The sequence below is a fragment of the Stenotrophomonas sp. GZD-301 genome (assembly GCF_049310345.1).
Classification (GTDB): Bacteria; Pseudomonadota; Gammaproteobacteria; order Xanthomonadales; family Xanthomonadaceae; genus Stenotrophomonas.
Genome location: NZ_JBMOWY010000058.1, coordinates 20,288 through 46,265 on the forward strand (window position 1 = coordinate 20,288; position 25,978 = coordinate 46,265).

The following is a 25,978-nucleotide window of genomic DNA, read 5'->3' on the forward strand; positions in this document are numbered from 1 at the left end:
ATGGGCGCCTTGCCTATTGGGGAATTCGCATGCGCCGCCTGGTCCAGATCCTGCTCCTGACATCGTTGCTGCTGACCGGCGTGGGGACGCTGGCCGCCGCCGATCTGAGCCGCAAGCAACGTACCGCGCTGGAGGAAGTCCAGAACCAGTACGGCTCCACCATCCGCTGGGGCAGCGCCGAAGATGCGCTGGGCTACCTGGACCCGGACTACCGCAAGGCCCACCCGCTGACCGACCTGCAGCTGCGCCGCTACGAGCAGATCCGGGTGTCGTCCTACCGCGAGCGCAGTACCGCAGCGCTGCCCGACGGCACCGTGGAGCGCCGGGTCGAGATTGGCGTGATCAACGTCAACACCCAGGCCGAGCGCACCGTGGTGGTCAAGGAACTCTGGCGCTGGGACCCGCAGGTCAAGCGCTGGTGGCAGGCCGGCGGCCTGCCGGACCTCTGGCAGGGCCAGTAATCCCGGCCCTCGTGGCCGCTGGACGCCGCTTCGCCCGCATGTGCGACAATCGGCGCCCGCTTATCGACCCGTGATCTGAGTGAATTACGAAGAGTTGCTGGCCTTTGCCGGCCGAAACCCGATGTTGTCGATGGCCCTGGTCGGCCTGACCGTGGCCATCATCGTGACCGAAGTGCGGCGTCTGTTCCGCGGCTACAGGTCGCTCAAGCCGGCCGAACTGACCCAGCTGATGAACGCCGGAAACGCGCTGGTGGTCGACCTGTCGTCCAGCAGCGACTTCGAAAAGGGCCACATCGCGGGCAGCCGCAATGCGCAGCCGAGCCAGTTTGGTCCCGAGCACAAGCTGGTGGCCAACGCCAAACAGCGCCCGGTGGTGCTGGTGTGCCGTACCGGCAATGCCTCGGAAACCGCGGCCAAGGCACTGAAGAAGGCCGGCTTTGAACAGGTCAACGTGCTCGATGGCGGCATCCCGTCGTGGCAGCAGGCCGACCTGCCGCTGGTCAAGGGTCGCAACTGATTCCACGTTGATGGCGTTGCCCGCCTTGTGCGCGGCGCCACACGCCCCCATCGCTGGGGATGCAACAATCCGTTTTTACAGCATTCATTCTGGAGCTACAGGAAATGTCCGAACAGAACACCAACGGCGCCATCGCGCCGGCCGACGCCGCCACCGGCCCCGCGTTCACCGTCGAGAAGATCTACGTCAAGGACGTTTCGTTCGAATCGCCGAATGCGCCGGCCGTCTTCAACGAAGCCGTGCAGCCGGAACTGCAGCTCAACCTGAACCAGCGCGTGCAGCGCCTGGGCGAGAACGCCTTTGAAGTCGTGCTGGCCGTCACCCTGACCTGCAAGGCCGGCGACAAGACCGCCTACGTGGCCGAAGTTCAGCAGGCCGGCGTGTTCGGCCTGATCGGCCTGGAGCCGCAGGCGATCGACGTGCTGCTCGGCACCCAGTGCCCGAACATCCTGTTCCCGTACGTGCGTTCGCTGGTCAGCGAGCTGATCCAGGCCGGCGGCTTCCCGCCGTTCTTCCTGCAGCCGATCAACTTCGAAGGCCTGTACGCCGAAACCCTGCGTCAGCGTCAGGAGCAGGGCGAAACCTCGCTGGCCGATTCCGAGCCGGCCGGCAACGCCTGATCGGCGCTGCGGTCGTTCCGATGAGCAGCCACGCAGACAAGATCGCCGTTCTCGGTGCCGGTTCCTGGGGCACCGCGCTGGCGAGCCTGCTGGCCCGGCACGGTCATCCGACCGTGCTGTGGGGCCGCGATGCCGGCATGGTCGAGGCCATCGACCAGCGCCACGAGAACACCCGTTACCTGCCGGGCATTCCCTTGCCCGCGTCGCTGCGCGCGACCACCGACCTGGCCGCTGCCGTGGACGGCGCCGCCTGGATCCTGGTGGTGGTGCCCTCGCACGCCTTCGGTGAAACGGTGCGCGCGCTGGCGCCGCTGCGTCCCGCTGCGGCGGGCGTGGCGTGGGCCACCAAGGGCTTTGAGCCCGGGTCCGGACGCTTCCTGCACGAAGTGGCGCGCGAGGTCCTCGGGCCGGACGTGCCGCTGGCGGTAGTGACCGGTCCGTCGTTCGCCAAGGAAGTCACCCAGGGCCTGCCCACCGCGATCACCGTGCACGGTGACGACGTGGACTTCGCCCAGCAGGTGGCCGAAGCGATGCACGGCCCGGCCTTCCGCGCCTACACCGGCGATGACATGGTCGGCGCCGAGCTGGGTGGCGCGATGAAGAACGTGCTGGCCGTGGCCACCGGCGTTGCCGATGGCATGCAGCTGGGCCTGAACGCGCGTGCCGGCCTGATCACCCGTGGGCTCAACGAGATGCTGCGGCTGGCCGCGGCGATCGGGGCCAAGCCGGAGACCCTGATGGGGCTGGCCGGGCTGGGCGATCTGGTGCTGACCTGCACCGGCGACCTCTCGCGCAACCGTCGCCTGGGCCTGGCCCTGGGACGGGGACAATCCCTGCCCGACGCGATCCGCGAGATCGGTCAGGTGGTGGAGTCGGTGCAGACCGCCGATGAAGTCATGCGCCAGGCACGCCGCCACGGCATCGACCTGCCCATCTCCGAACGTGTGCGCGCCGTGCTGCATGGCGAACAGACGCCCGAAGAAGGGCTGCGTGCGCTGCTGGCACGCGAACAGAAACCGGAATACCCGGACACGCTGTTCAAATGATCGCGAAAAACCCCGGCACTGCCGGGGTTTTTTTTGGTCACCGCCACAACGCAGAAACCCAGCATGCGCTGGGTTCTGCGTGGCGCACCGACGAGGTGGTTGCCAGAAAAAGTGAAGCCCGGCGTGGAGCCGGGCTTCGTGGCGCAGGGGAGAGAGACCGCGCCATCCAACACTGTGCTGCGTAACGCGTATTACCAGGTGAAGCGCGGGCCGACGAACCATTCCTTGTCGCCGCCCTTGGCCAGCTTCACTTCGCCGGACAGGCCCCAGTTCTGGTTGAACTTGGCCTGGGCGCCGACGCGGCCGTAGAACTCGCCGTCCGGGTTGATGCCGTGCTTCTTGCTGAAATCTTCGTAGCCGGCCAGCGCGTAGCCTTCGATCATCGGGGTGAACGCGGTGCGCACGCCCACTTCGGTGGCGTAGCCGTTGAAGTCCAGGCCGTGCTTCGGATCGAACTTCTGGTACGCGACGCGGGCCACCAGGTCGGTGGTCGGCGCGATGCCGTAGTTGTAGCCGACACCCACGCGCCACTGGTCGACGTCGGCGCTGCCGCGCTTGGTTTCCTGCGAGTTGTAATCGCCGAAGACATGGAAGTTCGGCGCGATCGCGACCGAGCCCTTGGCAGCCCAGCCGTCGGCGTCGCCGCCCTTGGCATCGGTGTTCACGTAGCCGCCTTCAACGTAGTTGTACGACAGGCCGTCGGTTGCCGAAGCAGCGAACGGCAGTGCAGCGAGCAGACCCAGGGCAAGCAGAGAAGACTTCATCATCGGGACACCTTTTTTATTTTGGTTTGATCGCCAGCAGCGCGGGGGAGGGGAGAAACAACGCTGCTGGCGACAGGTGTGAATTATCCGTTAGCCACCCCAATCGGCCCTGAATATTAAACTGACCAGTACATAAATGTACGAGCTATTCAGGGAACTTGGGTGAGGCAATGACGTCCCCGCTGAAAGCAGAAAGGCCGGGCATCTGCCCGGCCTTTCCGTACCCCGTTGCCGCACGCTGCCGTATCAGCTGCAGGAGCCGTCATCGCCCTGCAGCGACGCCTCGTCCAGCGGGCGCGTCGTCTCGATCAGCGCACGCTGCGCCTCGCTCGGATCGCCGAGCCAGCGCACCTTGCAGTCGGTCACCAGGCGGCCGACCATCTTCGCCTGCGTCGGGGCGTACAGCATGTCCAGTGCGGTGGTGCTGCACTGATGCGCCTGGCAGGCCGAGTAGTACCACCAGGTCTGGTCCTGCACGTGCAGCGGCCTGCCCGGTGCGCTGGGCCCGCTGAGCAGGCGCTCGCGCAGCGGCGGCACCTCGCGGTCGGCTGATTCGGCCGGCGCGGCCTCCTTCATCAGTGCATCGAACGCGGCCAGCACCTTGGGGTCCTTGCGACCGCAGTCGTCCACCGTGTTGCCGCCGACCAGGGTGAAGAAGTAGGTCGCCAACGGTGCGTCGGCGCAGGTGATGTCTTCGCCGGGGGTGACGTCTTCGGGCTCGCCTTCGTTGTCCCATACCGACGGATCAACGCCCTTCTCGATGTCGTTGTCGGTCTCGGTCGCCGTGGGCGTGGCGGGCGTCGTTTCTGCCGCCGGTGCGGGCGCTCCTGCTGCAGCCCCCGGCGACTCCGGTGTCTGGCCGCAGGCCGCCAGCAAGGCGACCATCAGTGATACCGACATGATGCGAATCTTCATTCCCTGTCCTGTTGCGTCCTGTTGGATGTCCCGCCCTCGACGATCCTGCAGCGCACGGCGGGGGCCTGATTGTAACCAGAGGGGATGGCAGGCGATCCCGCGGTCGTGCCCGGCCGGGCAGCGGCGGGGCACGCGCGTCCACTCAGCAGGCGTGACCGCTCAGAGGTGGCCGTCGCGCAGGTAGTCGAACAGTTCCGCGTCGCCCTTGAGGCCGAGCTTGAGCATCGCATCGCCCTTCTGGCGGCTGATCGTGCTCACGCTCTTGTGCAGCTGCAGGGCGATTTCCTTGACGGTAAGCCCGGTGCCGAGCAGGCGCAGCACTTCCACTTCGCGCGGCGAAAGCTGCTTGTTGCCCTCGTCATCGACATTCTGCGTGCCGATCGCGTCGATGCGTTCCTTCAGCGTGCGGCTCACGTATGGCGTGCCGCGCTGCACGGTCTGGATCGCCAGCGGCAGCTCTTCCATCGAGGACGCCTTGTCGACCAGGCCGAGCACGCCGGTGGACTTCACCATCCGCAGGATCGCCAGGTTGTTGGATACGCTGAGCATCAGCACCGGCAGGTCCGGAAAGCGACGGCGGATCATCCCGATCATGGCGAATCCGTCAGCCTGTTGTCCGCCGGGCATCGAGTAATCGGTGACCAGCACATCGCAGGGGAAAGACGACAATGCCCGCATCAGCTCTTCGACGGTACTGGCCTCGGCGACGACCCGACCGACGCCGCTGGTCTCGATCACTGCCTTGGTGCCGATCCGCACGACCGGGTGGTCGTCGGCGATGATTATGCGCAGGGTCATGGACTAGTATTGCCTCAAAGGCAGCCGCCCGTGGGGTCGTGCTGGGGTGGAAACTTCATTCTAGGGAGATCAGGCCGCATGCGTACCCGGATCGCCCGCTGGGTGCTGATGCTCGCCGGCGTGCTGGGCGTGCCGGCGTCGCTTTCCGCTGCAGGCAACCCGGCCCTGGCGCCGACGGTATCGCCGCGCCAGAGCGAGTGGCTTGGTCGGCACCCTACCATCATCCTTGGCCTGTACGACAGCGGCTGGCCGCCGTTCGAGGCCATCGAGGACGGCAAGCCGGTCGGCCTGGGCTACGACTACCTGCAGGCCGTGGCCGAACGCCTGGGCGTGACGGTGCAGGTCCGCCTGTATCGCAATTGGACCGAGGTGCTGGATGCGGCATGCCGGGGCGAGGTCGACGTGGTGATGAATGTCGCGCTGACCGCCGACCGCACCCGCTGCATGGTCTACACCCGCGCCTATCTGGATGCACCGCTGGCGCTGGTGGCACGCCCGGACGACACCCGCACCTCCACCGATCCGGATCTGCGCGGCCTGCGCGTGGTGACCGAGCAGGCATTCGTGACCAGCGACCAGGTGCGTGCCCGCTTTCCGGCGGCCCGCCAGGTAAGTGCGCCCAGTACCGCCGCCGCACTGGCGATGGTGACCAGCGGCCAGGCCGACGTATACATCGGTAACGCCTATGTAGCGGCGGCGGTGATCGAGCAGGAGCAGCTCAACGACATCAGCGTGCTACGCCCCAGCGATCTGCCGCCGGAGCGCCTGCACTTCGGTGTCCCGCATGCCAAGCAGCCGCTGGCCGAGGCGCTGGACACCGCCTTGGCCAGCCTCGGCCAGGCCGAACGCGACACGATCGCGCGGCGCTGGCTGCGTACCCCGCAATGGTCCACCCAGTCGCGCCTGATCCTGGGCAATGCCGAACGGCGCGTGCTGTCCACACCGCTGCGGATGGGATTCGCGCCGAATGCGACACCGCTGGGATTCATCGATGCCAACGGGCATGCCAGCGGCGTGGCCGGCGACTACCTCAAGCAACTGCGCATGGTCGGCGCCCACCTGATCCGGGTGCCGGCGCACGACTGGTTCGAGGTGCGCGAACAGGCGCGCCGTGGCGAAGTGGACGTGGTGCTGGGGATGCCTGCCGACTCGGCCTATCTCGGGCCGGACTGGGTGTTCAGCCAGCCCTTCATCACCGTGCCCAACGTGATCGTCACCGCCACCGGCAGCGCGTCGGTGCTGGACGTGGCCGACCTGGACCGGCGCAGCATCCTGCTGTCCGATCCGGACCGGCTGCGCGGCTACATCCTGCAGCACGCGCCCAACGCACGCATCATTCCGGCGCGCAGCGCCGAGCAGGCGCTGGCGCGGTTGGCCAATGGCGATGCCGATGCCTACGTTGGCAACCTGGCGCTGGTCGACCGCATCGTGCGCGAGCGCTACCCCGCCCAGCTGCACGTGGCCGCGCCGGCCGGCTTCAACGACCAGTTCTCGCTCGCGGTCAAACGCCAGTACGCCCCGCTGGCCACCACCTTCGACCGCGTGCTGGTGAACATGACCCCGCGCGAGCACGAGGCCATCCGCAACGACTGGCTGTCGGCCGAGTACCGCAGCGGGATCGACTGGCGCGACGCACTGCGCTGGGCGGTGCCGATCGCGCTGATCCTGCTCACCGCCCTGCTGGTGCATGGCTGGGGCTACCTGCGCCTGCGCCGCGAAGTGGCCACGCGCCGGCGCGTGGAGCAGCGGCTGGCCGAGGTGACCGACAACCTGCCCGCCATCGTCTACCAGGCGCGCCGCGGCACCGACGGCCGCCTGTCGCTGCCCTACATCGTGGGCGACATGGAAGCGATGTTCGGCTTGAGCGCGGCCGAGGCGATGGCCGATGAGAGCCGGGTGATGGCCCAGCTCGACGCGCAGGACCGCCCGCGCGTGCTGCAGGTGCTGGAGCGTGCCGCGCTCGACTTCACCGGCCTGGACATGGAGTTCCGCACCTACCCGCGCGGCGTGCTGCACTGGATCCGTGCCCGCGCGCTGCCGTATGCCGCCGAGGACGGCGCGGTGCTGTGGAGCGGGTACTGGGTGGACGTCACCGAGGCGCGTGCGCAGGCCGACGCCTTGGCCGAGGCCAAGGCCGGTGCCGAACGCGCCACCGCCGCCAAGGCCGACTTCCTGGCGACGATGAGCCACGAGATCCGCACGCCGATGAGCGGCGTGCTGGGCATGCTGGAGATGCTCTCGCACACGCAGCTGGATGCCGAGCAGCGCAAGGTGATCGAGGTGGTAGAGGACTCGGCGCAGATGCTGCGGCAGATCCTCGACGACATCCTGGTGTATTCGCGCATCGAAGCGGGCGCGCTGCCGCTGGAGCCGCGTCCGGTCGCCCTGCCAGCGCTGCTGGACAATGTGCAGCAGCTGCTGGCACCGCAGGCCTCGGCCAAGGGGCTGCAGCTGTCGCTGCGGGTGGACGACGCGGTGGCCGCGCTGCATCTGGCCGACGGCGTGCGCCTGCGCCAGATCGCCTTCAACCTGCTCAGCAATGCCATCAAGTTCACCGAGCAGGGCCAGGTCGCCATCACGCTGGACTGCGTGGACGATCTGGACGACGCACAGCGCTTGCGCCTGGTCGTGACCGACACCGGTATCGGCATCTCCGCCGAACAGCGCGAGCGGCTGTTCAAGCCGTTCGCGCAGGCTGAGGTGGGCACCAGCCGCAAGTACGGCGGGACCGGCCTGGGCCTGAGCATCTGCCAGCGGCTGGTGGCGCTCATGCATGGCCAGCTGGAGATGCACAGCGCACTCGGCGAGGGCACGCGGGTGACGGTGGAACTGACCCTGCCGCGCCTGCCCGGCGAGGGCCACGCCGACACCGGGCGGATGCCGGCACCGGAGGTGGAACCGCTGCCGGCGGCGCTGGCCGAGCGCCGCATCCTGGTGGTGGAGGACCACCCCACCAACCAGATGTTGATGCAGTGGCGGCTGCAGCAGCTGGGCATGACCCACGCGCTGGCCGAGGACGGTGAACAGGCCCTGGCGACGCTGGCGGCCACCGACTACCACCTGGTGATCACCGATTGCCGCATGCCGGTGATGGATGGGTACCAGATGACCCGCCGCCTGCGCGAATGGGAGCGCGACAGCGGACGCCCGCGGGTGCCGGTGATCGCCCTGACGGCCAGTACCCTGGAAGCGGACGTGCAACGCTGCCGTGAGGCCGGCATGGACGATGTGCTGGCCAAACCGGTGGCGCTGGCCACGCTGCGGCAGATATTGCTGCGCTGGTTGCCGGATGGCAGCGATGGCAGCGTGGATGCGGCAGGGCCGGCGCCGGTGCCGGTGCCGGCGGCGCTGCCCGGGGCGTTGCCCGGCCGCGCCGCCATCGAGGCCCGGTTCGGCTCCGGCCATGTCGCCCAGGTGCTCATCGACAGCATGTGCGAGGCGACCGAGGCCGATCTGCTGCGCGGCCAGGCGGCCGTGCAGGCGCAGGATGCGGCGGCGCTGGTGGATGTACTGCACCGCATTGCCGGTGGTCTGGGCACGCTCGGTGCCGACGCCTTGACCGTGCAGGCGCAGGCCCTGATGGCGCAGGTGGCACAGGCCGGAACGCCGGCAGTGGAGACATCGCTGGCAGCCTTCGAACAGCAGCTCCGCGCCTACCTGCAGGCGCTGCAGGCAGGATGACGCACGCGCCTCAGCGCTGTTGCTGCAGGTACTCGATCACCTGGCGGCGACGTAGCGGATCGGCGGTGGTGTTGACCATGCGCGTGCCGGGCACCACGTGCGTGGGCGAGCGCAGGAAGGCATCCAGGGTCTGCTCGTTCCAGGTCAGCCCGGCCTGCTGCATCGCCGGCGAATAGGGGTAGCCCTGCAGGCTGCCGGCGCGGCGGCCGATCACCCCATGCAGGTTCGGCCCGAAGCGGTGCACGCCGCCGGGGCTGGCGGTGTGGCAGCCCGCGCAGATCGCGAACGCGCGCTGCAGCTGCTGCTGGTGGGCCTGCTCGGGCGTCTGCGGCGCGCGCGCGCAGGCGGCCAGCCACAGGCTGGCCACGATCAGGCAGGACAGACGCAGCCGGTACACGCCCGGATCACATCGCCGGGTAGTTGGGGCCGCCGCCGCCCTGCGGGGTGACCCACACGATGTTCTGGGTCGGGTCCTTGATGTCGCAGGTTTTGCAGTGCACGCAGTTCTGCGCGTTGATCTGCAGCTGCTCCTGGCCCTCGGCACCGACGAACTCGTACACGCCGGCCGGACAGTAGCGCGCTTCCGGCCCGGCGTACTCGGCCAGATTGACCCGCACCGGCACGCTGGCGTCCTTCAACGTCAGGTGGCTGGGCTGGTCTTCCTCATGGTTGGTGCTGCTCAGGAACACCGAGCTGAGGCGGTCGAAGGTCAGCACGTTGTCCGGCTTGGGGTACACGATCCGGGTGTGCTGCGCGGCCGGTTCCAGGCACTCGTGGTCGGCCTTGCTGTGGCGCAGCGTCCACGGCGGGTTGCGGATGCCCAGCTTGGGCAGCAGCCATTGCTCGATGCCGGTCATCAGCGTGGCCACGGTGCGGCCCTTCTTGAACCACTGCTTGAAATTCTTGGACTGCTTGAGCTCGTCATGCAGCCAGCTGCTGTCGAACGCGGCCGGGTAGGCGCTGAGCTCGTCGCGCTGGCGGCCCGCGGCCAGCGCATCGAACGCGGCATCGGCGGCCAGCATGCCGGTCTTGATCGCCGCATGGCTGCCCTTGATGCGGCTCGCGTTGAGGTAACCCGCTTCGCAGCCCACCAGCGCGCCGCCGGGGAACACCGTCTTGGGCAGCGACAGCAGGCCGCCGGCGGTGATCGCACGCGCGCCGTAGGCGATGCGCTTGCCGCCTTCCAGGTGCTTGCGGATCGACGGATGGGTCTTGAAGCGCTGGAACTCCTCGAACGGGCTCATCCACGGATTGCGGTAGTCCAGCCCGACCACGAAACCGACCGCGACCTTGCCGCCGTCGGCGTGGTACAGGAACGAGCCGCCGTAGGTGTCGCTGTCCAGCGGCCAGCCGGCGGTGTGCACCACCAGGCCCGGCTCATGCCTGGCCGGGTCGATCTGCCACAGCTCCTTGATGCCGATGCCGTAAGCCTGCGGGTCCTTGCCTGCATCCAGCTGGTAACGCGTGATCAGCTGGCGGCCGAGGTGGCCGCGCGAGCCTTCGGCGAAGATCGTGTACCTGGCATGCAGTTCCATGCCGCGCTCGAAATTGGGACCGTGCGAGCCATCCTTGCGGATGCCCATGTCGCCGGTGGCCACGCCCATCACCGCGCCGGCGTCGTCGTACAGCACTTCGGCGGCGGCGAAGCCGGGGAAGATGGCCACTTCCAGCGCTTCGGCCTGCTGCGCCAGCCAGCGCGTCACCTCGCCCAGGCTGATGATGTAGTTGCCTTCGTTGTGGAAGCACTCGGGCAGCAGCGCGTTGGGCGTGCTGCGCGCGCCGTCCGGGCTGAGGAACAGGAATTCGTCGCGGGTGACCTTCTGCTTCAGCGGTGCGCCGCGCTCGGCCCAGTCCGGGAACAGTTCGGTCAGGGCGCGGGTATCCATGATCGCGCCGGACAGAATGTGCGCGCCGGGTTCGGAACCCTTCTCCAGCACGCACACGGACAGCTCGCGCCCGGCCTCGATGGCGCGCTGGCGCAGCCGGATCGCGGTGGCCAGGCCGGCGGGGCCGGCGCCGACGATCACCACGTCGAATTCCATGGCTTCACGCGGGGGCAGGGCGGGGGTGTCTTCGCTCATCGGGGTGCGTAACTCTTGGGTAGTGCCGGCCCGGCCAAAGCCGGCGGCGGTTGCCTGGGAATCGCGCGAGGCTGCACCGCGCAACTGCTGGATCAAGCTGTCAGGGTACCGGCACGCGGCGGTTCCGCCTAGATCGCCGCCCGGCGCGCGGCCGGCGTGCGCAGGACGCGGCGACGATGGTGCGTCGCATCAATTCAAGTGACGGTGGCGGCGTATGGAGCTTTGCCCGTCAGTCGGTGGCATCGAAACCGGCGTGGTAGCGCACGTCGGCATCGGGACTGTCACCGCGCAGCCGTCGCGACTGGAAGTACGCGGCGGGAATGCCGGGCAGCCGCAGTCGCGGATCGGCCTCGAAGCCGAAGCGCGCGTAATAGTCCGGATCGCCGAGCAGCACGCAGCCCGCGGCGCCGCGGGCCTGCAGCGCATCGATGGCGGCCTGCATCAGGGCGCTGCCGATGCCGCGCCCCTGCTGTGCGGGCAGCACCGAGATCGGGCCAAGTCCATACCACTCGGTGCTGCCGTCGCTGAGTTCGACCGGCGACAGCGCGACGTGGCCCAGCAGCGTGGCGTCCTCTTCGGCGACCAGCGAAACCGACAGCGCGCCGGCCCGGCGCAGCGCATCGACGATGAACGCCTCGGTGTGGCTGCTGTGGGGCGCGTCCTGGAAGGCCTCGCGGGTGAGGGCATGGATGGCGTCGACGTCCTCGGGGCGTTCCGCGCGGATCTGCATGTCCGGTTCCTCTGCTGTGACGCCGGCATTGTAGGCCGTGCTGCGGCATGCCTTGGCCTGCCCCTGCGCAGGGACCACAATGGGCGCCGTGTTCCACCGCCACGATGCCCCGGGTAGCCATGTCACTGAATCCGTACGACCTGTTTGATGTCCGCTCCCTGCTCAGCGAGGAGGAACGTGCCGTACAGGCCACGGTGGCGCGCTTCACCGATGAACGCGTGTTGCCGATCATCGGCGACGCGTTCGACCAGGGGCGCTTCCCCGACGAACTGATCGCCGAGATTGCGGCGCTGGGCCTGCTCGGCTCCAGCCTGCCCGAGCAGTACGGCGGTGGCGGGCTCAATGCGGTCAGCTACGGTCTGATCTGCCAGGAACTGGAACGCGGCGATTCCGGGCTGCGCAGCTTCGTGTCGGTGCAGAGCTCGCTGTGCATGTACCCGATCTTCGCCTACGGCACCGAGGAGCAGCGCCTGCGCTGGCTGCCCGACATGGCGGCCGGCAAGGTGATCGGCTGCTTCGGGCTGACCGAGGCGCACGGCGGTTCGGACCCGGCGGCGATGAAGACCCGGGCGGTGCGCGATGGCGGCGACTGGGTGGTGAACGGCAGCAAGATGTGGATCACCAGCGGGCCGGTGGCCGACATCGCCATTGTCTGGGCGCACACCGAGGACGGCATCCAGGGGTTCGTGCTGGAAAAGGGCATGCCCGGTTTCAGCAGCCAGGAAATCAAGCACAAGATGAGCCTGCGCGCGTCGCTCACCGGCGCGCTGTTCTTCGACAACGTCCGCGTGCCCGAGCGCAACCGCCTGCCCAACGTGCAGGGCTTGAAGGGCCCGCTGGGCTGCCTCAACCAGGCGCGCTACGGCATCAGCTGGGGCCCGATCGGCGCGGCAGTGGCGTGCCTGGACGAAGCGCTGAACTACACCAAGCAGCGCGTGCTGTTCGGCCGCCCGGTGGCCGCCACCCAGAGCGCACAGATCAAGCTGGCCGACATGGCGCGGCGGATCACCACCGCACAGCTGCTGTCGCTGCAGCTGGGCCGGTTGAAGGATGCCGGGCAGCTGCAGCCGCAGCAGGTCAGCCTGGCCAAGTGGAACAACTGCCGGATGGCGATCGACATTGCGCGTGAATGCCGCGACCTGCTCGGCGGCGCCGGCATCACCACCGAGCACGTGGCGATCCGGCATGCGCTGAATCTGGAATCGGTGATCACCTACGAGGGCACCGAGACCGTGCACCAGCTGGTGATCGGGCGCGAGCTGACCGGGATCAACGCGTTCTGAGGGGTGTGGGTGCCAACCTGAGGGGTGTGTAGGTGCCAACCGTTGGTTGGCACAGCCCTACTGGCCGCCGGCGAATCCGCTCTGGCGCCAGGCTTCGTACATCACCACCGCGACGGTGTTGGATAGATTGAGGCTGCGGTTGCCCGGCTGCATCGGCAGGCGCAGGCGGCGGCCGTGCGGCAGTGAATCGAGCAGGTCCTGGGGCAGGCCGCGGGTTTCCGGGCCGAACAGGAAGGCATCGCCGTCTTCAAACTGCTGGGTGTCGTAACGCACGCTGCCGCGGGTGCTGAGAGCGAACAGGCGCTTGGGTGCAATGGCCTGCAGGGCGGCATCCAGGTCGGGATGTACCTGCAGTCGAGCGTATTCGTGATAGTCCAGGCCGGCGCGCTTGAGCTGCTTGTCGCTCAGGTCGAAACCGAGCGGCTCGATCAGGTGCAGCCGCGCGCCGGTGTTGGCGCAGAGGCGGATCACATTGCCGGTGTTCGGCGGAATTTCGGGTTGGAACAGGACGACGTGGAACGTGGGCGAGTCAGTCATCGGCGCAGTGTACGCCGCGGCTGCGATGGTTCGCAGCCGGAATTCAGCGGACCAGCACCGAGGCGGCGGTTTCCAGGGCCAGGGCCTGCAGATCCGACGGGCTCGGGCGAACGTGCAGGGTCGGCAGGTTGACGATCACGTCGCGGGCAACGGCAGTGGCGGCGGCGGTCAGGGTGGCCACGTAGTCGCGGTTGCCGGCTTCTTCGGCGGCCAGGGCCTGGTACTGCTCGGCGGTCGGACGGACCTCGACGGCGGCCAGGGTGGTGACGCGGCGGTTGGCGGTCAGTTCGGCGCGGTAGTCGGCAATCATGCCGGCGGTCGGGCGGACTTCGACCACGGCCAGGGTCGGGATGGCGCTGTTGCGCTCGACGCCGGCCTGGGCGATCTGGTCGGCCGAGGGACGCACCTGCACGGTCTCCAGGGTGGTGATGGCCGAGGCGGCCTGCAGGTTGCCGGCGAAGGCGGCACCAGCGGCGATGGCGATGGCAATGGCGAGGGTCTTGGTGTTCATGGCGGGTCCTGTTTAGTGTGGGTGAGCAGTGGTGTGGTAGTAAGGTAGTACACCGAATCTGGGGATGCAAGAACAATCTGCGTTTTTCTTTGTTTGTTCAGCGTCCAGTCAGTTTTGGTTTGAAGCTACCGGGGCGCACCCAGAACAAAGCAGGCTTCGTGCCAACTTTTAGCCATTGATTTAAAAGGGATTTGTGGGTGGTTGAGGGTGTCCGCTGTCCGGACACCTGTCCGCTGCCGTCCCGTTATGTCCGCCCAATCGGGTCCGGACACCGCGTTGGGCGGCCTGCACACGGGCAATGACTGTTGGCGGATGCCTTTCGACGAGCGCTCGCGCTAGCATCGGCCTTCACTTTCATGACCAAGGAACAGGAATGACCGTCCAACTCCGCCCGCGCGCCGCGCTGCTGGCCGTTGCCCTCTCCGCCGCGCTGGGCGCGCTTGCCCCGGCACCGGTGCTGGCCAAGCCCGCCGCGGTGGCCAAGGTCGACATTCCGTTCGAAGAATTCACCCTGCCCAACGGGCTGCGGGTGGTCGTGCACACCGATCGCAAGGCGCCGATCGTGGCGGTCAACATCTGGTACCACGTCGGCAGCAAGGACGAACCGGCCGGCCGCACCGGCTTCGCGCACCTGTTTGAACACCTGATGTTCCAGGGCAGCGAGAACCATGCCGGCGAGTACTTCGAGCCCTTCAAGCAGGTCGGCGTGACCGGCCAGAACGGCACCACCAATACCGACCGCACCAATTACTTCGAGAACGTGCCGACCACCGCGCTGGACATGGCGCTCTGGATGGAATCGGACCGCATGGGCCACCTGCTCGGCGCGATCGACCAGGCCGCGCTCGACGAACAGCGCGGCGTGGTGCAGAACGAGAAGCGCCAGGGCGAGAACCAGCCCTATGGCCAGGTGTGGGAAAAGCTCAACCGCGCGCTGTATCCGGAAGGGCACCCGTACCACCACAGCGTGATCGGCTCGATGAACGATCTCAACGCCGCCTCGCTGGATGACGTCAAGACCTGGTTCCGCACCTGGTATGGCCCGAACAACGCCGTGCTGGTGCTGGCCGGCGACATCGACCTGGCCACGGCCAAGGAAAAGGTCGCCCGCTACTTTGGCGACATCCCGGCGGGCCCGAGCATGGCGCAGCCGAAGGTGGACGTGGCCAAGCGCCCGGCGTCCACCCGCGAAGTGATGAACGACAAGGTGCCGCAGGCGCGCATCTACCGCGCCTGGAACGTGGCCCAGGTCGGCACCACCGACATCGACCAGCTGCAGCTGCTGGCGCAGGTACTTGGCGGTGCCAAGTCCTCGCGTCTGGACCAGCGCCTGGTGCACCAGGACCAGCTGGTGGACAACATCAGCGCCGGTGCCTACAGCTCGCAGCTGGGCTCCAACTTCGTGATCATGGCCAGCGTCAAGCAGGGCGTGGACCCGGCCAAGGTCGAGGCGATCATCGATGAAGAGATCAAGCGCCTGCTCAAGGACGGCCCGACGGCCGACGAACTGAGCCGCGGCAAGACCGCCTTCCGCGCCGGCTTCATCCGCGGCATCGAGCGCATCGGCGGCTTCGGTGGCAAGGCCGATGCGCTGGCCGAATGCACCGTGTTCGAGGGCGACCCGGGCTGCTTCCGCAAGTCGCTGGCCAACATCGACGCGGCCACCGCCGCCGACGTGCGCGCCGTGGGCGCCAAGTGGCTGGGCACCGGCGACCACACCATCGTGGTCGAGCCGGGCGCGCGCGTGGCCCTGCCGGAACTGCCGTCGGCAACGCCGCAGCCGTTCACCGTGCCGGCCGTGGATGCCAAGTACACCACCCTGCCCAAGGGCGTGGACCGCAGCACCGGCGTGCCGCAGACCAAGACCTTCCCGGAACTGAAGTTCCCGCAGCTGCATCGCGCAACGCTGAAGAACGGCACCAAGGTGATCCTGGCCGAGCGCCACGACATCCCGGTGGTGCAGTTCAGCTATGAGTTCCCCGGTGGCTTCACCGCCGACCAGGGCCGCAAGTCCGGCACCGCCAACTTCACGATGGGCATGCTGACCGAAGGCGCCGGCGAGCGCGGCGCACTGCCGTTCGCCGATGCCGCCGATGCGCTGGGCGCCAAGCTGGATGCGTCGGCCTCGCTGGACAACACCAGCGTGTACCTGTCGGCCCTGAAGGAAAACCTGGCGCCGTCGCTGGCGCTGTATGCCGACATGCTGCGCCAGCCGCGCTTCGACCAGACCGAGATCGACCGCATCAAGGCCAGCTGGATCGCCGGCATCCGCCAGGAGAAGGTCAACCCGAGCGCCTCGGCGATGCGCGTGCTGCCGACGCTGCTGTACGGCGCCGGTCATCCGTACGCCATTCCGTTCACCGGCAGCGGCAACGAGGCCGACATCCAGGCCCTCACCCGCGCCGAGCTGGTGGACTTCCACAACCAGTGGCTGCGTCCGGAGCAGGGCACCCTGATCGTCGTGGGCGACACCACGCTCAAGGAAATCGTGCCGCTGCTGGAGCGCCAGCTCGGCGACTGGAAGGCCGAAGGCGCCGCCCCGCAGGTCAAGGCCCCGGTGGATGTGGCACGCCCGGCGCAGGCCCGCGTGTTCCTGATCGACCAGCCGGGTGCCGTGCAGGCCAACCTGTTCGCCGCCCAGGTGGTGCCGTCCTCGATGGACGCCGGCACCACCCGCTTCGACATCGCCAACGGCGTGCTCGGCGGTGACTTCACCTCGCGCCTGAACATGAACCTGCGCGAGCAGAAGCACTGGTCCTACGGCGCCGGCAGCAACGCCAGCAACACCCTGGGCCAGCGTCCGTGGACGGCCCGTGCCCCGGTCCAGATCGACAAGACCGCCCCGTCGATCGCCGAGATGCAGAAGGAAATCGCCGAGTTCGCCAGCGCCGCCAAGCCGGCCACCGCCGCCGAGGTCGAGCGCATCCGCAACATCCAGACCCTGAGCCTGCCGGGCGCCTATGAAACCGCCAGCGCGGTGCTGGGCACCATCAGCGGCATCGTCAGCTACAAGCGCCCGGACGACTACGTGTTCAAGCGCAAGGCCGAGATCGAGGCGATGACCCCGGCGCAGGTGCAGCAGGCTGCGGCCACGCTCGATCCCAAGACCCTGACCTGGATCGTGGTCGGCGACCTGAAGCAGACCGAGGCACCGGTCCGCGCGCTGAACCTGGGCGAGGTCACCGTGATCGACGCCGACGGCAAGCCGGTGCAGGCCACCGCACCGGCCGCTCCGGCGGCCAAGCCCACGGCCCGCTAAGCCGGTCTGGAGGATCACCGCCCTGGCGACAGGGCGGTGATCACAGCCGATTCAGCCGTTTCCCGCACAATCCCTTTCGTCGTCCTGCAAGGCCTCCCGCATGCGCCATCTGTTCCTGTCCGCCCTGATCCTCAGCGTCACCGCCTGCACCTGGGTGCCGATCGAACCGGTCGGCAAGACCGTCCGCGTGCTGCCGGCCGGGGCCGTGCCCAGCGGCTGCCAGAGCAAGGGCGAGGTGGTGGTGACGGTCAAGAGCAAGGTCGGCTTCTACAACCGCAACCCCCTGCGCGTGCAGGACGAGCTGGAAACCCTGGCCCGCAACGAAGCCCCCAGCGCCGGGGCCAATGCCGTCCAGGCGGCCGGCCTGCCGGCCGATGGCAGCCAGCGTTTCCTGACGTTCCAGTGCCCGCCACGCTGAACCCTTCACACCCGGCCCGGACCATACGCCCGGGCGTGAATTCGTAAAGGTGCGGTGAAGGCGGCGCCGGCTTACAATAGCGCCCCCTTTGCCTGAGCCTTGGCGCTAACTGATGCTCTTCAAGAATGTCTCTATCGCCGGCCTGGCGCACATCGACGCGCCGCACACGCTGACGTCCAAGGAAATCAACGAACGTCTGCAGCCGACGCTGGATCGTCTGGGCATCCGTACCGACGTGCTCGGCGATATCGCCGGCATCCATGCCCGTCGCCTGTGGGACGCGGACATGCTGGCCTCCGACGCGGCCACCCTGGCGGCGCGCAAGGCGCTGGAAGATGCCGGGATCGGTGCCGACAAGATCGGCCTGCTGGTCAACACCTCGGTCAGCCGCGACTACCTGGAGCCGTCCACCGCCAGCATCGTCTCGGGCAACCTGGGCGTGGGCGATGAATGCATGACCTTCGACGTCGCCAATGCCTGCCTGGCCTTCATCAACGGCATGGACATCGCTGCCCGCATGCTCGAGCGCGGCGAAATCGACTACGCGCTGATCGTCGATGGCGAAACCGCCAACCTGGTGTACGAGAAGACCCTCGAGCGCATGGCGCTGCCGGGCGTGACCGCCGATGACTTCCGCAATGAAATGGCCGCGCTGACGCTGGGCTGCGGTGCCGCTGCGATGGTGATGGCGCGTACCGAGCTGGTGCCCGATGCACCGCGTTACCGCGGTGGCGTGACGCGGTCGGCGACCGAGTGGAACCAGCTGTGCCGCGGCAACCTGGACCGCATGGTCACCGACACCCGCATGCTGCTGATCGAAGGCATCAAGCTGGCGCAGAAGACCTTCCTGGCCGCGCGCGAAGCGCTGGGCTGGGCGGTGGACGAGCTGGACCAGTTCGTCATCCACCAGGTCAGCCAGCCGCACACCGCCGCGTTCATCAAGAACTTCGGCATCGACCCGAAGAAGGTCATGACCATCTTCGGCGAGCACGGCAACATCGGCCCGGCCTCGGTGCCGATCGTGCTGAGCAAGCTCAAGCAGCTCGGCAAGCTGAAGAAGGGCGACCGCATCGCGCTGCTCGGCATCGGCTCGGGCCTGAACTGCTCGATGGCCGAAGTGGTCTGGTAAACAGACCCCTGCGTTGAATCCAAGGGCCGGTACTTCCGGCCCTTTTTACAGGTGCGACCCGATGTCCAAGCTTCCCGGTTACCCCGCCCATCCGCACCGTTTCGAGGTGCGCCCCGGCCTGTCGATGAACTACCTCGACGAAGGCCCGCGCGACGGCGAGGTGGTGGTGATGGTCCACGGCAATCCGTCGTGGAGCTACTACTGGCGCACGCTGGTGGCCGGGCTGTCGGACCGTTACCGCTGCATCGTGCCGGACCACATCGGCATGGGGCTGTCGGACAAGCCCGATGACGCCCACTACACCTACACCCTGCAGTCGCGGGTGGACGACCTGGATGCGCTGCTCCGCCACCTGGGCATCACCGGCCCGGTGACCCTGGCCGTGCACGACTGGGGCGGCATGATCGGCTTCGGCTGGGCGCTGTCGCACCATGACCAGGTCAAGCGCCTGGTGGTGCTCAACACCGCCGCCTTCCCGATGCCCGCCGCCAAGAAGATGCCCTGGCAGATCGCGCTGGGCCGGCACTGGTCGATCGGCGAGTGGATCATCCGCACCTTCAACGCGTTCTCCGCCGGGGCGTCGTGGCTGGGCGTGGAGCGGAAGATGCCGGCTGACGTGCGCCGTGCCTACGTGTCGCCGTACAACAGCTACGCCAACCGGATCAGCACCATCCGCTTCATGCAGGACATCCCGCTGGGGCCGGACGACACGGCCTGGTCGCTGCTCGAGCGTGCCGGCAAGGCCCTGCCGTCGTTCGCCGACCGCCCGGCCTTCATCGGCTGGGGCCTGCGCGATTTCGTGTTCGACCACCACTTCCTGGCCGGCTTCCAGGCCGCGCTGCCGAAGGCGCAGGTGCATGCCTTCAAGGATGCCGGGCATTACGTGCTGGAAGACAAGCACGAGGTGCTGGTCCCGGAGATCCGCGCGTTCCTGGACGCCAACCCGATCTGACCCGGGGGTGTGACGACCAACGGTCGTCACCTACCCATCAACCGGTAGGGATCGCCGGTTGGTCCGATCGGAACCCCTCACCGGGACCGCCGCTTGGTCGAATCGGACCCCTCACCGGTAGAGCCGACCGTTGGTCGGCTGCCCTTCGCTCCGGGCCATGCACCCGGACGCACGCCCTCACGCCGCGATCGGCGCCTGCGGCGACGGGGAATTGCCGTTGTCGTCCGGATGACCGTCGTCGTTGCCCGCCTCGTCGCGCCAACGCCAGTCGGCCAGCGTCAGCGCCGGCATCCCGTGTGCGATGCGCGCCTTGTCGCACTGCGGGCTGGCCTTGCCGTACTCCCATGACGCATCCACCTCGCGGCACACGCTGGGCCGGTTCGGATGGATGCTGCAGCGCGAGTACACGCCGATCTCCGCATCCAGCGCCACGCAGTAGACCGGCTTGGACAGCGTGCCGCGCATGCACAGCCGGTGCGGGTCCAGGACCTGGGTCAGCTCGTGGGGGACGCCGCCGGGGGTGACCTCGTCGGACTCCATCCAGTGGAAGGCCACGCGGTACTGGGTGCAGCAGGCGCCGCAGGTCAGGCAGGGATGGGGCATGGGGCGCCGGCCTTGGGCGGCAGGAAGCAGGAGGGAAGGGCGCGAATTTTCCACGCTGCCGCCCGGCGCGCAAGAATTTTCTGCAGCGGCGACAATGAACGGATGAACAGCGCCACCAACATCGCCGCCCGCCTGCCCGAGCTGGCCCGCGAGCGCCCCGACCAGATCGCCATCCGCTGCCCCGGCAAGCCCGGCCCCGGCGGCATGGCGCGATACGACGTGACCCTGGATTACCGCACCCTGGATGCCCGCAGCCACGCGATGGCCGCCGGGTTGGCTGCCTACGGCATCGGCCGCGGCGTGCGCGCGGTGGTCATGGTGCGGCCCTCCCCGGAGTTCTTCCTGCTGATGTTCGCGCTGTTCAGGAACGGCGCGGTGCCGGTGCTGGTCGACCCGGGCATCGACAGGCGCGCGCTGCGCCAGTGCCTGGACGAAGCGCAGCCGCAGGCCTTCATCGGCATCGGCCTGGCCCACGTGGCGCGCAAGGTGCTGCGCTGGTGCCCCTCGGCGACCACCCTGGTCACCGTCGGCCGGCGCTGGGGCTGGGGCGGCACCACCCTGGCCCGGCTGGAGGCCGCCGGCGCACGTGCGCCACAGCCGATGGCCGATACCGACGGCGAGGACGTGGCGGCGATCCTGTTCACCTCCGGCTCCACCGGCGTTCCCAAGGGCGTGGTCTACCGCCACCGCCATTTCGTCGGCCAGGTCGATCTGCTGCGCGCCGCGTTCGGCATGGAACCGGGGGGCGTGGACCTGCCCACCTTCCCGCCGTTTGCCCTGTTCGATCCGGCACTGGGGCTGACCTCGGTGATCCCGGACATGGACCCCACCCGACCGGCCAAGGCCGACCCGCGCAAGCTGCATGACGCGATCGCCCGTTTCGGGGTGACCCAGCTGTTCGGCTCGCCGGCACTGATGCGGGTGCTGGCCGACCACGGCCAGCCGCTGCCCACGGTGCGCCGCGTGACCTCGGCCGGTGCGCCGGTGCCGCCGGACGTGGTGGCGCGGATCCGCCGTCTGCTGCCGCCGGATGCGCAGTTCTGGACGCCCTACGGCGCCACCGAGTGCCTGCCCGTAGCGGTGATCGAAGGCCGCGAGCTGGAGAGCACGCGGGCGGCCACCGAGACCGGCGCCGGCACCTGCGTGGGCGCGGTGGTGGCGCCCAACGAGGTGCGCATCATCGCCATCGACGACGCCCCGCTGGCCGAGTGGTCGCAGGCGCGCGTGCTGCCGGCCGGCAGCGTCGGCGAGATCACGGTGGCCGGTCCCACCGCGACCGACAGCTACTTCAACCGGCCGCAGGCCACCGCCGCAGCCAAGATCGTCGAATCCCTGCCCGCGGGCGGCACGCGCGTGGTGCACCGCATGGGCGACGTCGGCTACTTCGACGCGCAGGGCCGGCTGTGGTTCTGCGGGCGCAAGACCCAGCGCGTGGAAACTGCGCAGGGTCCGCTCTACACCGAGCAGGTGGAGCCGGTGTTCAACGCGCTGCAGGACATTGCGCGTACCGCGCTGGTGGGCGTCGGCGCGGCCGGACGGCAGCGCCCGGTGCTGTGCTATGAACTGCAGCCCGGCGTTGCCGATTCGCCTGCCCTGCGCGAGCAGCTGCGGGTAGAAGCGGCCGCGCATGCGCATACCGCACGCATCGAGGTGTTCCTGCCGCACCCGGGCTTCCCGGTCGATATCCGCCACAACGCCAAGATCGGCCGCGAGAAGCTGGCGATCTGGGCCGCCACCCGAATGGAACAGCACGCATGAAGATCCTCGTCACCGGCGGCGGTGGTTTCCTTGGCCAGGCCCTGTGCCGCGGCCTGGTCGAGCGCGGCCACCAGGTGCTCGCCTTCAACCGCAGCCACTACCCGGCACTGCAGGCACTGGGGGTTGGCCAGATCCGTGGCGACCTCGCCGACCCCGATGCCGTGCGGCACGCGGTGGCCGGCGTCGATGCGGTATTCCACAACGGCGCCAAGGCCGGTGCATGGGGCAGCTACGACAGCTACTTCCAGGCCAACGTGGTCGGCACCGACAACGTGATCGCGGCCTGCCGCGCGCACGGCGTCGGCCGCCTGGTCTACACCTCCACGCCCAGCGTGACCCATCGTGCCACGCACCCGGTGGAAGGACTGGGCGCCGACGAAGTGCCGTACGGCGAAGACTTCCAGGCGCCGTACGCGGCCACCAAGACCATCGCCGAACAGCGCGTGCTCGCCGCCAACGACGCCACCCTGGCCACCGTGGCGCTGCGCCCGCGCCTGATCTGGGGACCGGGCGACCAGCAGCTGGTGCCGCGCCTGGCCGAGCGCGCGCGTGCCGGCCGCCTGCGCTTCGTCGGCGATGGCCTCAACAAGGTCGACACCACCTACATCGACAACGCCGCGCTCGCCCACTTCCTGGCCTTCGACGCGTTGGCGCCCGGCGCGGCGTGTGCCGGCAAGGCGTACTTCATTTCCAACGGCGAGCCGCTGCCGATGCGCGAGCTGCTCAACAAGCTGCTGGCCGCGGTTGGAGCACCGGCCGTGGAAAAGTCGATCAGCTTCAAGACCGCCTACCGCATCGGTGCGGTGGCCGAGCGGCTGTGGCCGCTGCTGCGGCTGCGTGGTGAGCCGCCGATGACGCGCTTCCTCGCCGAGCAGCTGTGCACGCCGCACTGGTACAGCATGGAACCGGCGCGACGCGACTTCGGTTACGTGCCGCTGGTGAGCATTGACGAAGGGCTCACGAGGCTGAAGGCTTCATCGCGCGGCGAACTTCCCGTCACTTGCTGAACACCGCCGGTCGGTAACGATGGCAGCACGCCAATCCGGCACGCATCACGCGAGGATAGACATGCTGCACTACGCCGTAATCTTTTTCGTCATCGCCATCATCGCGGCGGTGCTGGGCTTCTCCGGCATTGCCGGTACCGCCAGCAGCATCGCCTGGATCCTGTTCGTGGTGTTCCTGATCCTTGCCGTGGTGTCGATGTTCCGCAAGCGCGGATAGTGCGCCCCCCGGCCCGCGCCTTCTCTCCGGCGCGGGACCCGGGCAACGCGCCTGACCGCGCGTGACCGCGACGGCCTGGATCCTGCAAAGGGTTCAGGCCGTCGTCGCAAGGGCGTGCTGCAGCCCGCCCACCGACGAGCCCTGGGCAGCACCGCCACCGCGTGGCCGGAGGCGTGCAGCGCGATCAGGGTGACGTCAAAGCGATCCGTGTCCAGCGCATCGACGATGTTCTCCGCCGACTGCAGCGAGACGTCGTGTTCGGCCGAACGACCGCCGTTCAAGGGGGCGCGGTAGAATGCGGCGATGGCTCGTTCCCTGCTCTCCTCCCTCAAGCCCCTGGCCGGCCACGCGCTGGAAGTGGCGCTCAACCGCGCCGTGGCGCTGGACCCGGACACCGGCAGCGCGCTGGGCGCGCTGGATGGCCGCCATATCGCCCTGACCCTGGACGCGCCTGCGCTGGCGATGCGCATCGGCGTGGCCGGGCAGCGCCTGACGGTGGGGCCGGTGGATCCGGGCCAGGAACCGGATCTGGCCGTGCGCAGTTCGCTGGGCGGGGTGCTGGCGCAGCTGCCGTTCCTGGCCAACGCACGGCGCGGCGGCGATGCCCCGGCGGGGCGGGTCAAGGTGGCCGGCGATGCCGAACTGGCGCGCCGCCTGCAGCAGCTCGCCAGCCGCTACGACCCGGACTGGCAGTTGCCGTTCGTGCGGGTGTTTGGCGAGGTGCTCGGCGTGCAGATCGCCCTGGCGCTGCGCTCGGCCCTGCAGCATGCGCGCCGTGGCGCGTCCGACCTGGCGCACAGCGCCGCTGAATTTGTCACCGAGGAGTCCCGCGACGTGGTAGCGCGTGCTGAGCTGGAGGCCTTCCACGACGACGTGGATGTGCTGCGCGACGATGTGGAACGTTTGACCGTGCGCGTGCAGCGCGTCCGCCAGCGCCAGGTGCGCGCATGAAGGCGATGTTCCGCGCCAGCCGGATCGGCCGGGTGCTGCTGCGCTACCGCCTCGACGACCTGCTCGACGGCACCCCGGCCGAGCGCTGGCTGCGCCTGGCCAAGCCGTTCGTGCCGCGCGCCTCGGCCGACATCGCCGCACAGTCGCGCGGTGCGCGGCTGCGCCTGGCGCTGCAGGATCTGGGGCCGATCTTCGTCAAGTTCGGGCAGATCCTGTCCACCCGCCGCGACCTGATCCCGGCCGACGTGGCCAACGAACTGACCCTGCTGCAGGACCGGGTCAAACCGTTCGACGGCGATACCGCCCAGCGCATCGTCGAGGCAGCGCTCGGCCGCCCGGTCAGCGAGGCGTTCGCCAGTTTCGATCTGCAGCCGCTGGCCTCGGCCTCGATCGCGCAGGTGCACGCGGCCACGCTGGCCGATGGCCGCCAGGTGGTGGTCAAGGTGCTGCGCCCGGACATCGAAAAACAGATCGACGCCGACATCGCGCTGCTGAAATCGGCCGCCGCGCTGGTCGAACGCACCCACCCGCGCGCCGACAAGATCCGCCCGCGCGAAGTGGTGGCCGAGGTGGAGAACACCCTGGCAGCCGAGCTGGACCTGCAGCGCGAAGGCGCCAACGCCAGTGTCCTGCGCCGCAACTGGATCGACTCGGACGACCTGTACGTGCCCGAGGTGATCTGGAGCCACACCGCCGAGCGCGCGCTGACCCTGGAGCGTGTCTGGGGCATTCCGTCCGACGACATCGTCGCGCTGGACAAGGCCGGTATCGACCGCAAGGCGCTGGCCGCCAAGGGCGTGCGGGTGTTCTACACCCAGGTGTTCCGCGACAACTTCTTCCACGCCGATGCGCATGCCGGCAACATCTGGGTCGACCTGGATCCGGCGCGCCGCGACAACCCGCGTTTCATCGCGCTGGACTTCGGCATCATGGGGCAGCTCTCGCAGGAAGATCAGTACTACCTGGCCGAGAACTTCATGGCCATCTTCAACAAGGACTACCGGCGCATGGCCGAGCTTCACGTCGAAGCCGGCTGGATGCCCAACAACGTGCGCATCGACGAGCTGGAAGCCGCGGCGCGCTCGGTATGCGAGCCGTACTTCACCCGCCCGCTGTCGCAGATCTCGCTGGCCGAAGTGCTGATGAAGCTGTTCCGCGTCGCCCAGCGCTACCAGCTCACCCTGCAGCCGCAGCTGATCCTGCTGCAGAAAACCCTGCTCAACATCGAAGGCGTGGGCCGCCAGCTCGACCCGCAGCTGGACATCTGGGCGGTGGCGCGGCCGGTGCTCGAACGCATCCTGCGCGAGCGGTACAGCCCGCGCCGGGTGATGAAGGAACTGCGCAAGCGCCTGCCGGAAATCATGACCCACACCCCGGACATGCCGCGCCTGGTGCATGCCTGGCTGAAGCAGCAGGTCGAAGGCGGGCACGAACTGTCGATGCGTTCGCAGGACCTGGTGGCCTTGAACAGCAATCTGCAGAAACTGCAGAAGCGTGCGGTCGCCGCGATCGCCGGCGTCGGCCTGCTGATCGTCGCGGCCGTGCTGTACGGCATGCAGCCCGGCGGCTGGTATTTCGGCGATGCGCCGGTATGGAGCTGGGTGAGCGGCGCGGCGGGCCTGTTCTCGCTGGCCAGTGCCTGGTGGCGGCGCTGACCGGCGCGCACCGCACCGGGTGGAGTTCCGTTGACTGCGGATTCGGAGTGCGACGGGGATAGAGAGTCAGTGGGGTTGGCCTGTC

Annotated in this window: 24 protein-coding genes and 1 pseudogene; 15 read left to right on the forward strand and 10 right to left on the reverse strand. The window is 68.5% G+C overall.

Annotated features, from left to right (window positions below; genetic code table 11):
* Nucleotides 1–29 precede the first annotated feature (29 nt).
* The 4 genes from ACO6VK_RS15950 (at nucleotide 30) to ACO6VK_RS15965 (ending at nucleotide 2,644) form a co-directional block, all read left to right on the forward strand.
* Nucleotides 30–461 carry a hypothetical protein gene (locus ACO6VK_RS15950; RefSeq protein WP_422508805.1) on the forward strand — a complete coding sequence of 144 codons (432 nt, stop codon included), beginning with the start codon at nucleotides 30–32 and terminating at the stop codon, nucleotides 459–461.
* 79 nt (nucleotides 462–540) lie between these two features.
* On the forward strand, nucleotides 541–978 hold the full coding sequence (locus ACO6VK_RS15955; RefSeq protein WP_422508807.1) for a rhodanese-like domain-containing protein: 438 nt from the start codon (nucleotides 541–543) through the stop codon (nucleotides 976–978).
* A 104-nt stretch (nucleotides 979–1,082) separates the two neighbouring features.
* Nucleotides 1,083–1,598, forward strand: a complete 516-nt coding sequence (gene secB / locus ACO6VK_RS15960; RefSeq protein ID WP_422508809.1) for a protein-export chaperone SecB — start codon at nucleotides 1,083–1,085, stop codon at nucleotides 1,596–1,598.
* A gap of 20 nt (nucleotides 1,599–1,618) precedes the next feature.
* The gene (locus ACO6VK_RS15965) at nucleotides 1,619–2,644 is read left to right on the forward strand and encodes an NAD(P)H-dependent glycerol-3-phosphate dehydrogenase (protein WP_422508811.1); all 1,026 of its coding nucleotides are present in this window, start codon (nucleotides 1,619–1,621) and stop codon (nucleotides 2,642–2,644) included.
* A gap of 191 nt (nucleotides 2,645–2,835) precedes the next feature.
* On the opposite strand, the gene ACO6VK_RS15970 is transcribed toward ACO6VK_RS15965, so the two are convergent.
* The 3 genes from ACO6VK_RS15970 to ACO6VK_RS15980 form a co-directional block, all read right to left on the reverse strand.
* Nucleotides 2,836–3,408: an Ax21 family protein gene (locus ACO6VK_RS15970; protein ID WP_026070692.1), complete on the reverse strand. Its 573-nt coding sequence runs from the start codon at nucleotides 3,406–3,408 to the stop codon at nucleotides 2,836–2,838.
* Between the two features lie 246 nt (nucleotides 3,409–3,654).
* Nucleotides 3,655–4,323 carry a hypothetical protein gene (locus ACO6VK_RS15975; protein ID WP_422508813.1) on the reverse strand — a complete coding sequence of 223 codons (669 nt, stop codon included), beginning with the start codon at nucleotides 4,321–4,323 and terminating at the stop codon, nucleotides 3,655–3,657.
* A gap of 159 nt (nucleotides 4,324–4,482) precedes the next feature.
* On the reverse strand, nucleotides 4,483–5,121 hold the full coding sequence (locus ACO6VK_RS15980; protein WP_411849464.1) for a response regulator: 639 nt from the start codon (nucleotides 5,119–5,121) through the stop codon (nucleotides 4,483–4,485).
* A gap of 78 nt (nucleotides 5,122–5,199) precedes the next feature.
* On the opposite strand from ACO6VK_RS15980, the gene ACO6VK_RS15985 reads away from it, so the two are divergent.
* On the forward strand, nucleotides 5,200–8,802 hold the full coding sequence (locus ACO6VK_RS15985; RefSeq protein WP_422508815.1) for an ATP-binding protein: 3,603 nt from the start codon (nucleotides 5,200–5,202) through the stop codon (nucleotides 8,800–8,802).
* A 10-nt stretch (nucleotides 8,803–8,812) separates the two neighbouring features.
* Here ACO6VK_RS15985 and ACO6VK_RS15990 read toward each other — a convergent pair whose 3' ends face one another.
* The 3 genes from ACO6VK_RS15990 to ACO6VK_RS16000 form a co-directional block, all read right to left on the reverse strand.
* On the reverse strand, nucleotides 8,813–9,199 hold the full coding sequence (locus tag ACO6VK_RS15990; protein WP_422508817.1) for a c-type cytochrome: 387 nt from the start codon (nucleotides 9,197–9,199) through the stop codon (nucleotides 8,813–8,815).
* Nucleotides 9,200–9,206: 7 nt separating this feature from the next.
* Nucleotides 9,207–10,883 (reverse strand): electron transfer flavoprotein-ubiquinone oxidoreductase, encoded by a 1,677-nt coding sequence (locus ACO6VK_RS15995; protein WP_422508819.1) that lies wholly within the window; start codon nucleotides 10,881–10,883, stop codon nucleotides 9,207–9,209.
* A gap of 229 nt (nucleotides 10,884–11,112) precedes the next feature.
* Complete coding sequence (locus ACO6VK_RS16000) at nucleotides 11,113–11,613, reverse strand: GNAT family N-acetyltransferase (RefSeq protein ID WP_422508821.1); 501 nt, start codon at nucleotides 11,611–11,613, stop codon at nucleotides 11,113–11,115.
* Between the two features lie 119 nt (nucleotides 11,614–11,732).
* Here ACO6VK_RS16000 and ACO6VK_RS16005 point away from each other — a divergent pair, with 119 nt between their 5' ends.
* Nucleotides 11,733–12,896: an acyl-CoA dehydrogenase family protein gene (locus ACO6VK_RS16005; protein WP_422508823.1), complete on the forward strand. Its 1,164-nt coding sequence runs from the start codon at nucleotides 11,733–11,735 to the stop codon at nucleotides 12,894–12,896.
* A 57-nt stretch (nucleotides 12,897–12,953) separates the two neighbouring features.
* Here ACO6VK_RS16005 and trmL read toward each other — a convergent pair whose 3' ends face one another.
* Together trmL and ACO6VK_RS16015 are read right to left on the reverse strand one after the other, a co-directional pair.
* Entirely contained in the window at nucleotides 12,954–13,433 is a 480-nt protein-coding gene (trmL, locus tag ACO6VK_RS16010; protein ID WP_422508825.1) for a tRNA (uridine(34)/cytosine(34)/5-carboxymethylaminomethyluridine(34)-2'-O)-methyltransferase TrmL, read from the reverse strand.
* A 43-nt stretch (nucleotides 13,434–13,476) separates the two neighbouring features.
* Nucleotides 13,477–13,944 (reverse strand): hypothetical protein, encoded by a 468-nt coding sequence (locus ACO6VK_RS16015; protein WP_422508827.1) that lies wholly within the window; start codon nucleotides 13,942–13,944, stop codon nucleotides 13,477–13,479.
* Between the two features lie 373 nt (nucleotides 13,945–14,317).
* On the opposite strand from ACO6VK_RS16015, the gene ACO6VK_RS16020 reads away from it, so the two are divergent.
* From ACO6VK_RS16020 to ACO6VK_RS16035, 4 genes are all read left to right on the forward strand, one after another.
* Entirely contained in the window at nucleotides 14,318–17,203 is a 2,886-nt protein-coding gene (locus ACO6VK_RS16020; protein WP_422508829.1) for a M16 family metallopeptidase, read from the forward strand.
* 100 nt (nucleotides 17,204–17,303) lie between these two features.
* Nucleotides 17,304–17,621, forward strand: coding sequence for a DUF4156 domain-containing protein (locus tag ACO6VK_RS16025; RefSeq protein WP_422508831.1), 318 nt, complete (start codon nucleotides 17,304–17,306; stop codon nucleotides 17,619–17,621).
* A gap of 112 nt (nucleotides 17,622–17,733) precedes the next feature.
* Nucleotides 17,734–18,750 carry a 3-oxoacyl-ACP synthase III gene (locus tag ACO6VK_RS16030; protein WP_422508833.1) on the forward strand — a complete coding sequence of 339 codons (1,017 nt, stop codon included), beginning with the start codon at nucleotides 17,734–17,736 and terminating at the stop codon, nucleotides 18,748–18,750.
* 61 nt (nucleotides 18,751–18,811) lie between these two features.
* Nucleotides 18,812–19,702 (forward strand): alpha/beta fold hydrolase, encoded by an 891-nt coding sequence (locus ACO6VK_RS16035; RefSeq protein ID WP_422508835.1) that lies wholly within the window; start codon nucleotides 18,812–18,814, stop codon nucleotides 19,700–19,702.
* 177 nt (nucleotides 19,703–19,879) lie between these two features.
* On the opposite strand, the gene ACO6VK_RS16040 is transcribed toward ACO6VK_RS16035, so the two are convergent.
* Nucleotides 19,880–20,305, reverse strand: a complete 426-nt coding sequence (locus tag ACO6VK_RS16040) for a YkgJ family cysteine cluster protein (protein WP_422508837.1) — start codon at nucleotides 20,303–20,305, stop codon at nucleotides 19,880–19,882.
* A gap of 102 nt (nucleotides 20,306–20,407) precedes the next feature.
* On the opposite strand from ACO6VK_RS16040, the gene oleC reads away from it, so the two are divergent.
* From oleC to ACO6VK_RS16055, 3 genes are all read left to right on the forward strand, one after another.
* The gene (gene oleC / locus ACO6VK_RS16045) at nucleotides 20,408–22,063 is read left to right on the forward strand and encodes an olefin beta-lactone synthetase (RefSeq protein WP_422508839.1); all 1,656 of its coding nucleotides are present in this window, start codon (nucleotides 20,408–20,410) and stop codon (nucleotides 22,061–22,063) included.
* On the forward strand, nucleotides 22,060–23,070 hold the full coding sequence (gene oleD / locus ACO6VK_RS16050; protein WP_422508841.1) for a 2-alkyl-3-oxoalkanoate reductase: 1,011 nt from the start codon (nucleotides 22,060–22,062) through the stop codon (nucleotides 23,068–23,070). Before oleC ends, oleD begins: the two co-directional genes overlap by 4 nt.
* Before the next feature lie 61 nt (nucleotides 23,071–23,131).
* Entirely contained in the window at nucleotides 23,132–23,287 is a 156-nt protein-coding gene (locus tag ACO6VK_RS16055) for a DUF1328 domain-containing protein (protein ID WP_411849477.1), read from the forward strand.
* A 131-nt stretch (nucleotides 23,288–23,418) separates the two neighbouring features.
* Here the strand turns inward: ACO6VK_RS16055 and ACO6VK_RS16060 are convergent.
* Nucleotides 23,419–23,592: pseudogene (locus ACO6VK_RS16060) on the reverse strand (hypothetical protein); the annotation flags it as partial.
* On the opposite strand from ACO6VK_RS16060, the gene ACO6VK_RS16065 reads away from it, so the two are divergent.
* Nucleotides 23,591–24,238, forward strand: a complete 648-nt coding sequence (locus tag ACO6VK_RS16065) for a ubiquinone biosynthesis accessory factor UbiJ (RefSeq protein ID WP_422508843.1) — start codon at nucleotides 23,591–23,593, stop codon at nucleotides 24,236–24,238. The pseudogene ACO6VK_RS16060 and the gene ACO6VK_RS16065 overlap by 2 nt on opposite strands.
* Nucleotides 24,235–25,893: a ubiquinone biosynthesis regulatory protein kinase UbiB gene (gene ubiB / locus ACO6VK_RS16070; RefSeq protein ID WP_422508845.1), complete on the forward strand. Its 1,659-nt coding sequence runs from the start codon at nucleotides 24,235–24,237 to the stop codon at nucleotides 25,891–25,893. The genes ACO6VK_RS16065 and ubiB overlap by 4 nt, the downstream gene beginning before the upstream one ends.
* Nucleotides 25,894–25,978: the final 85 nt, after the last annotated feature.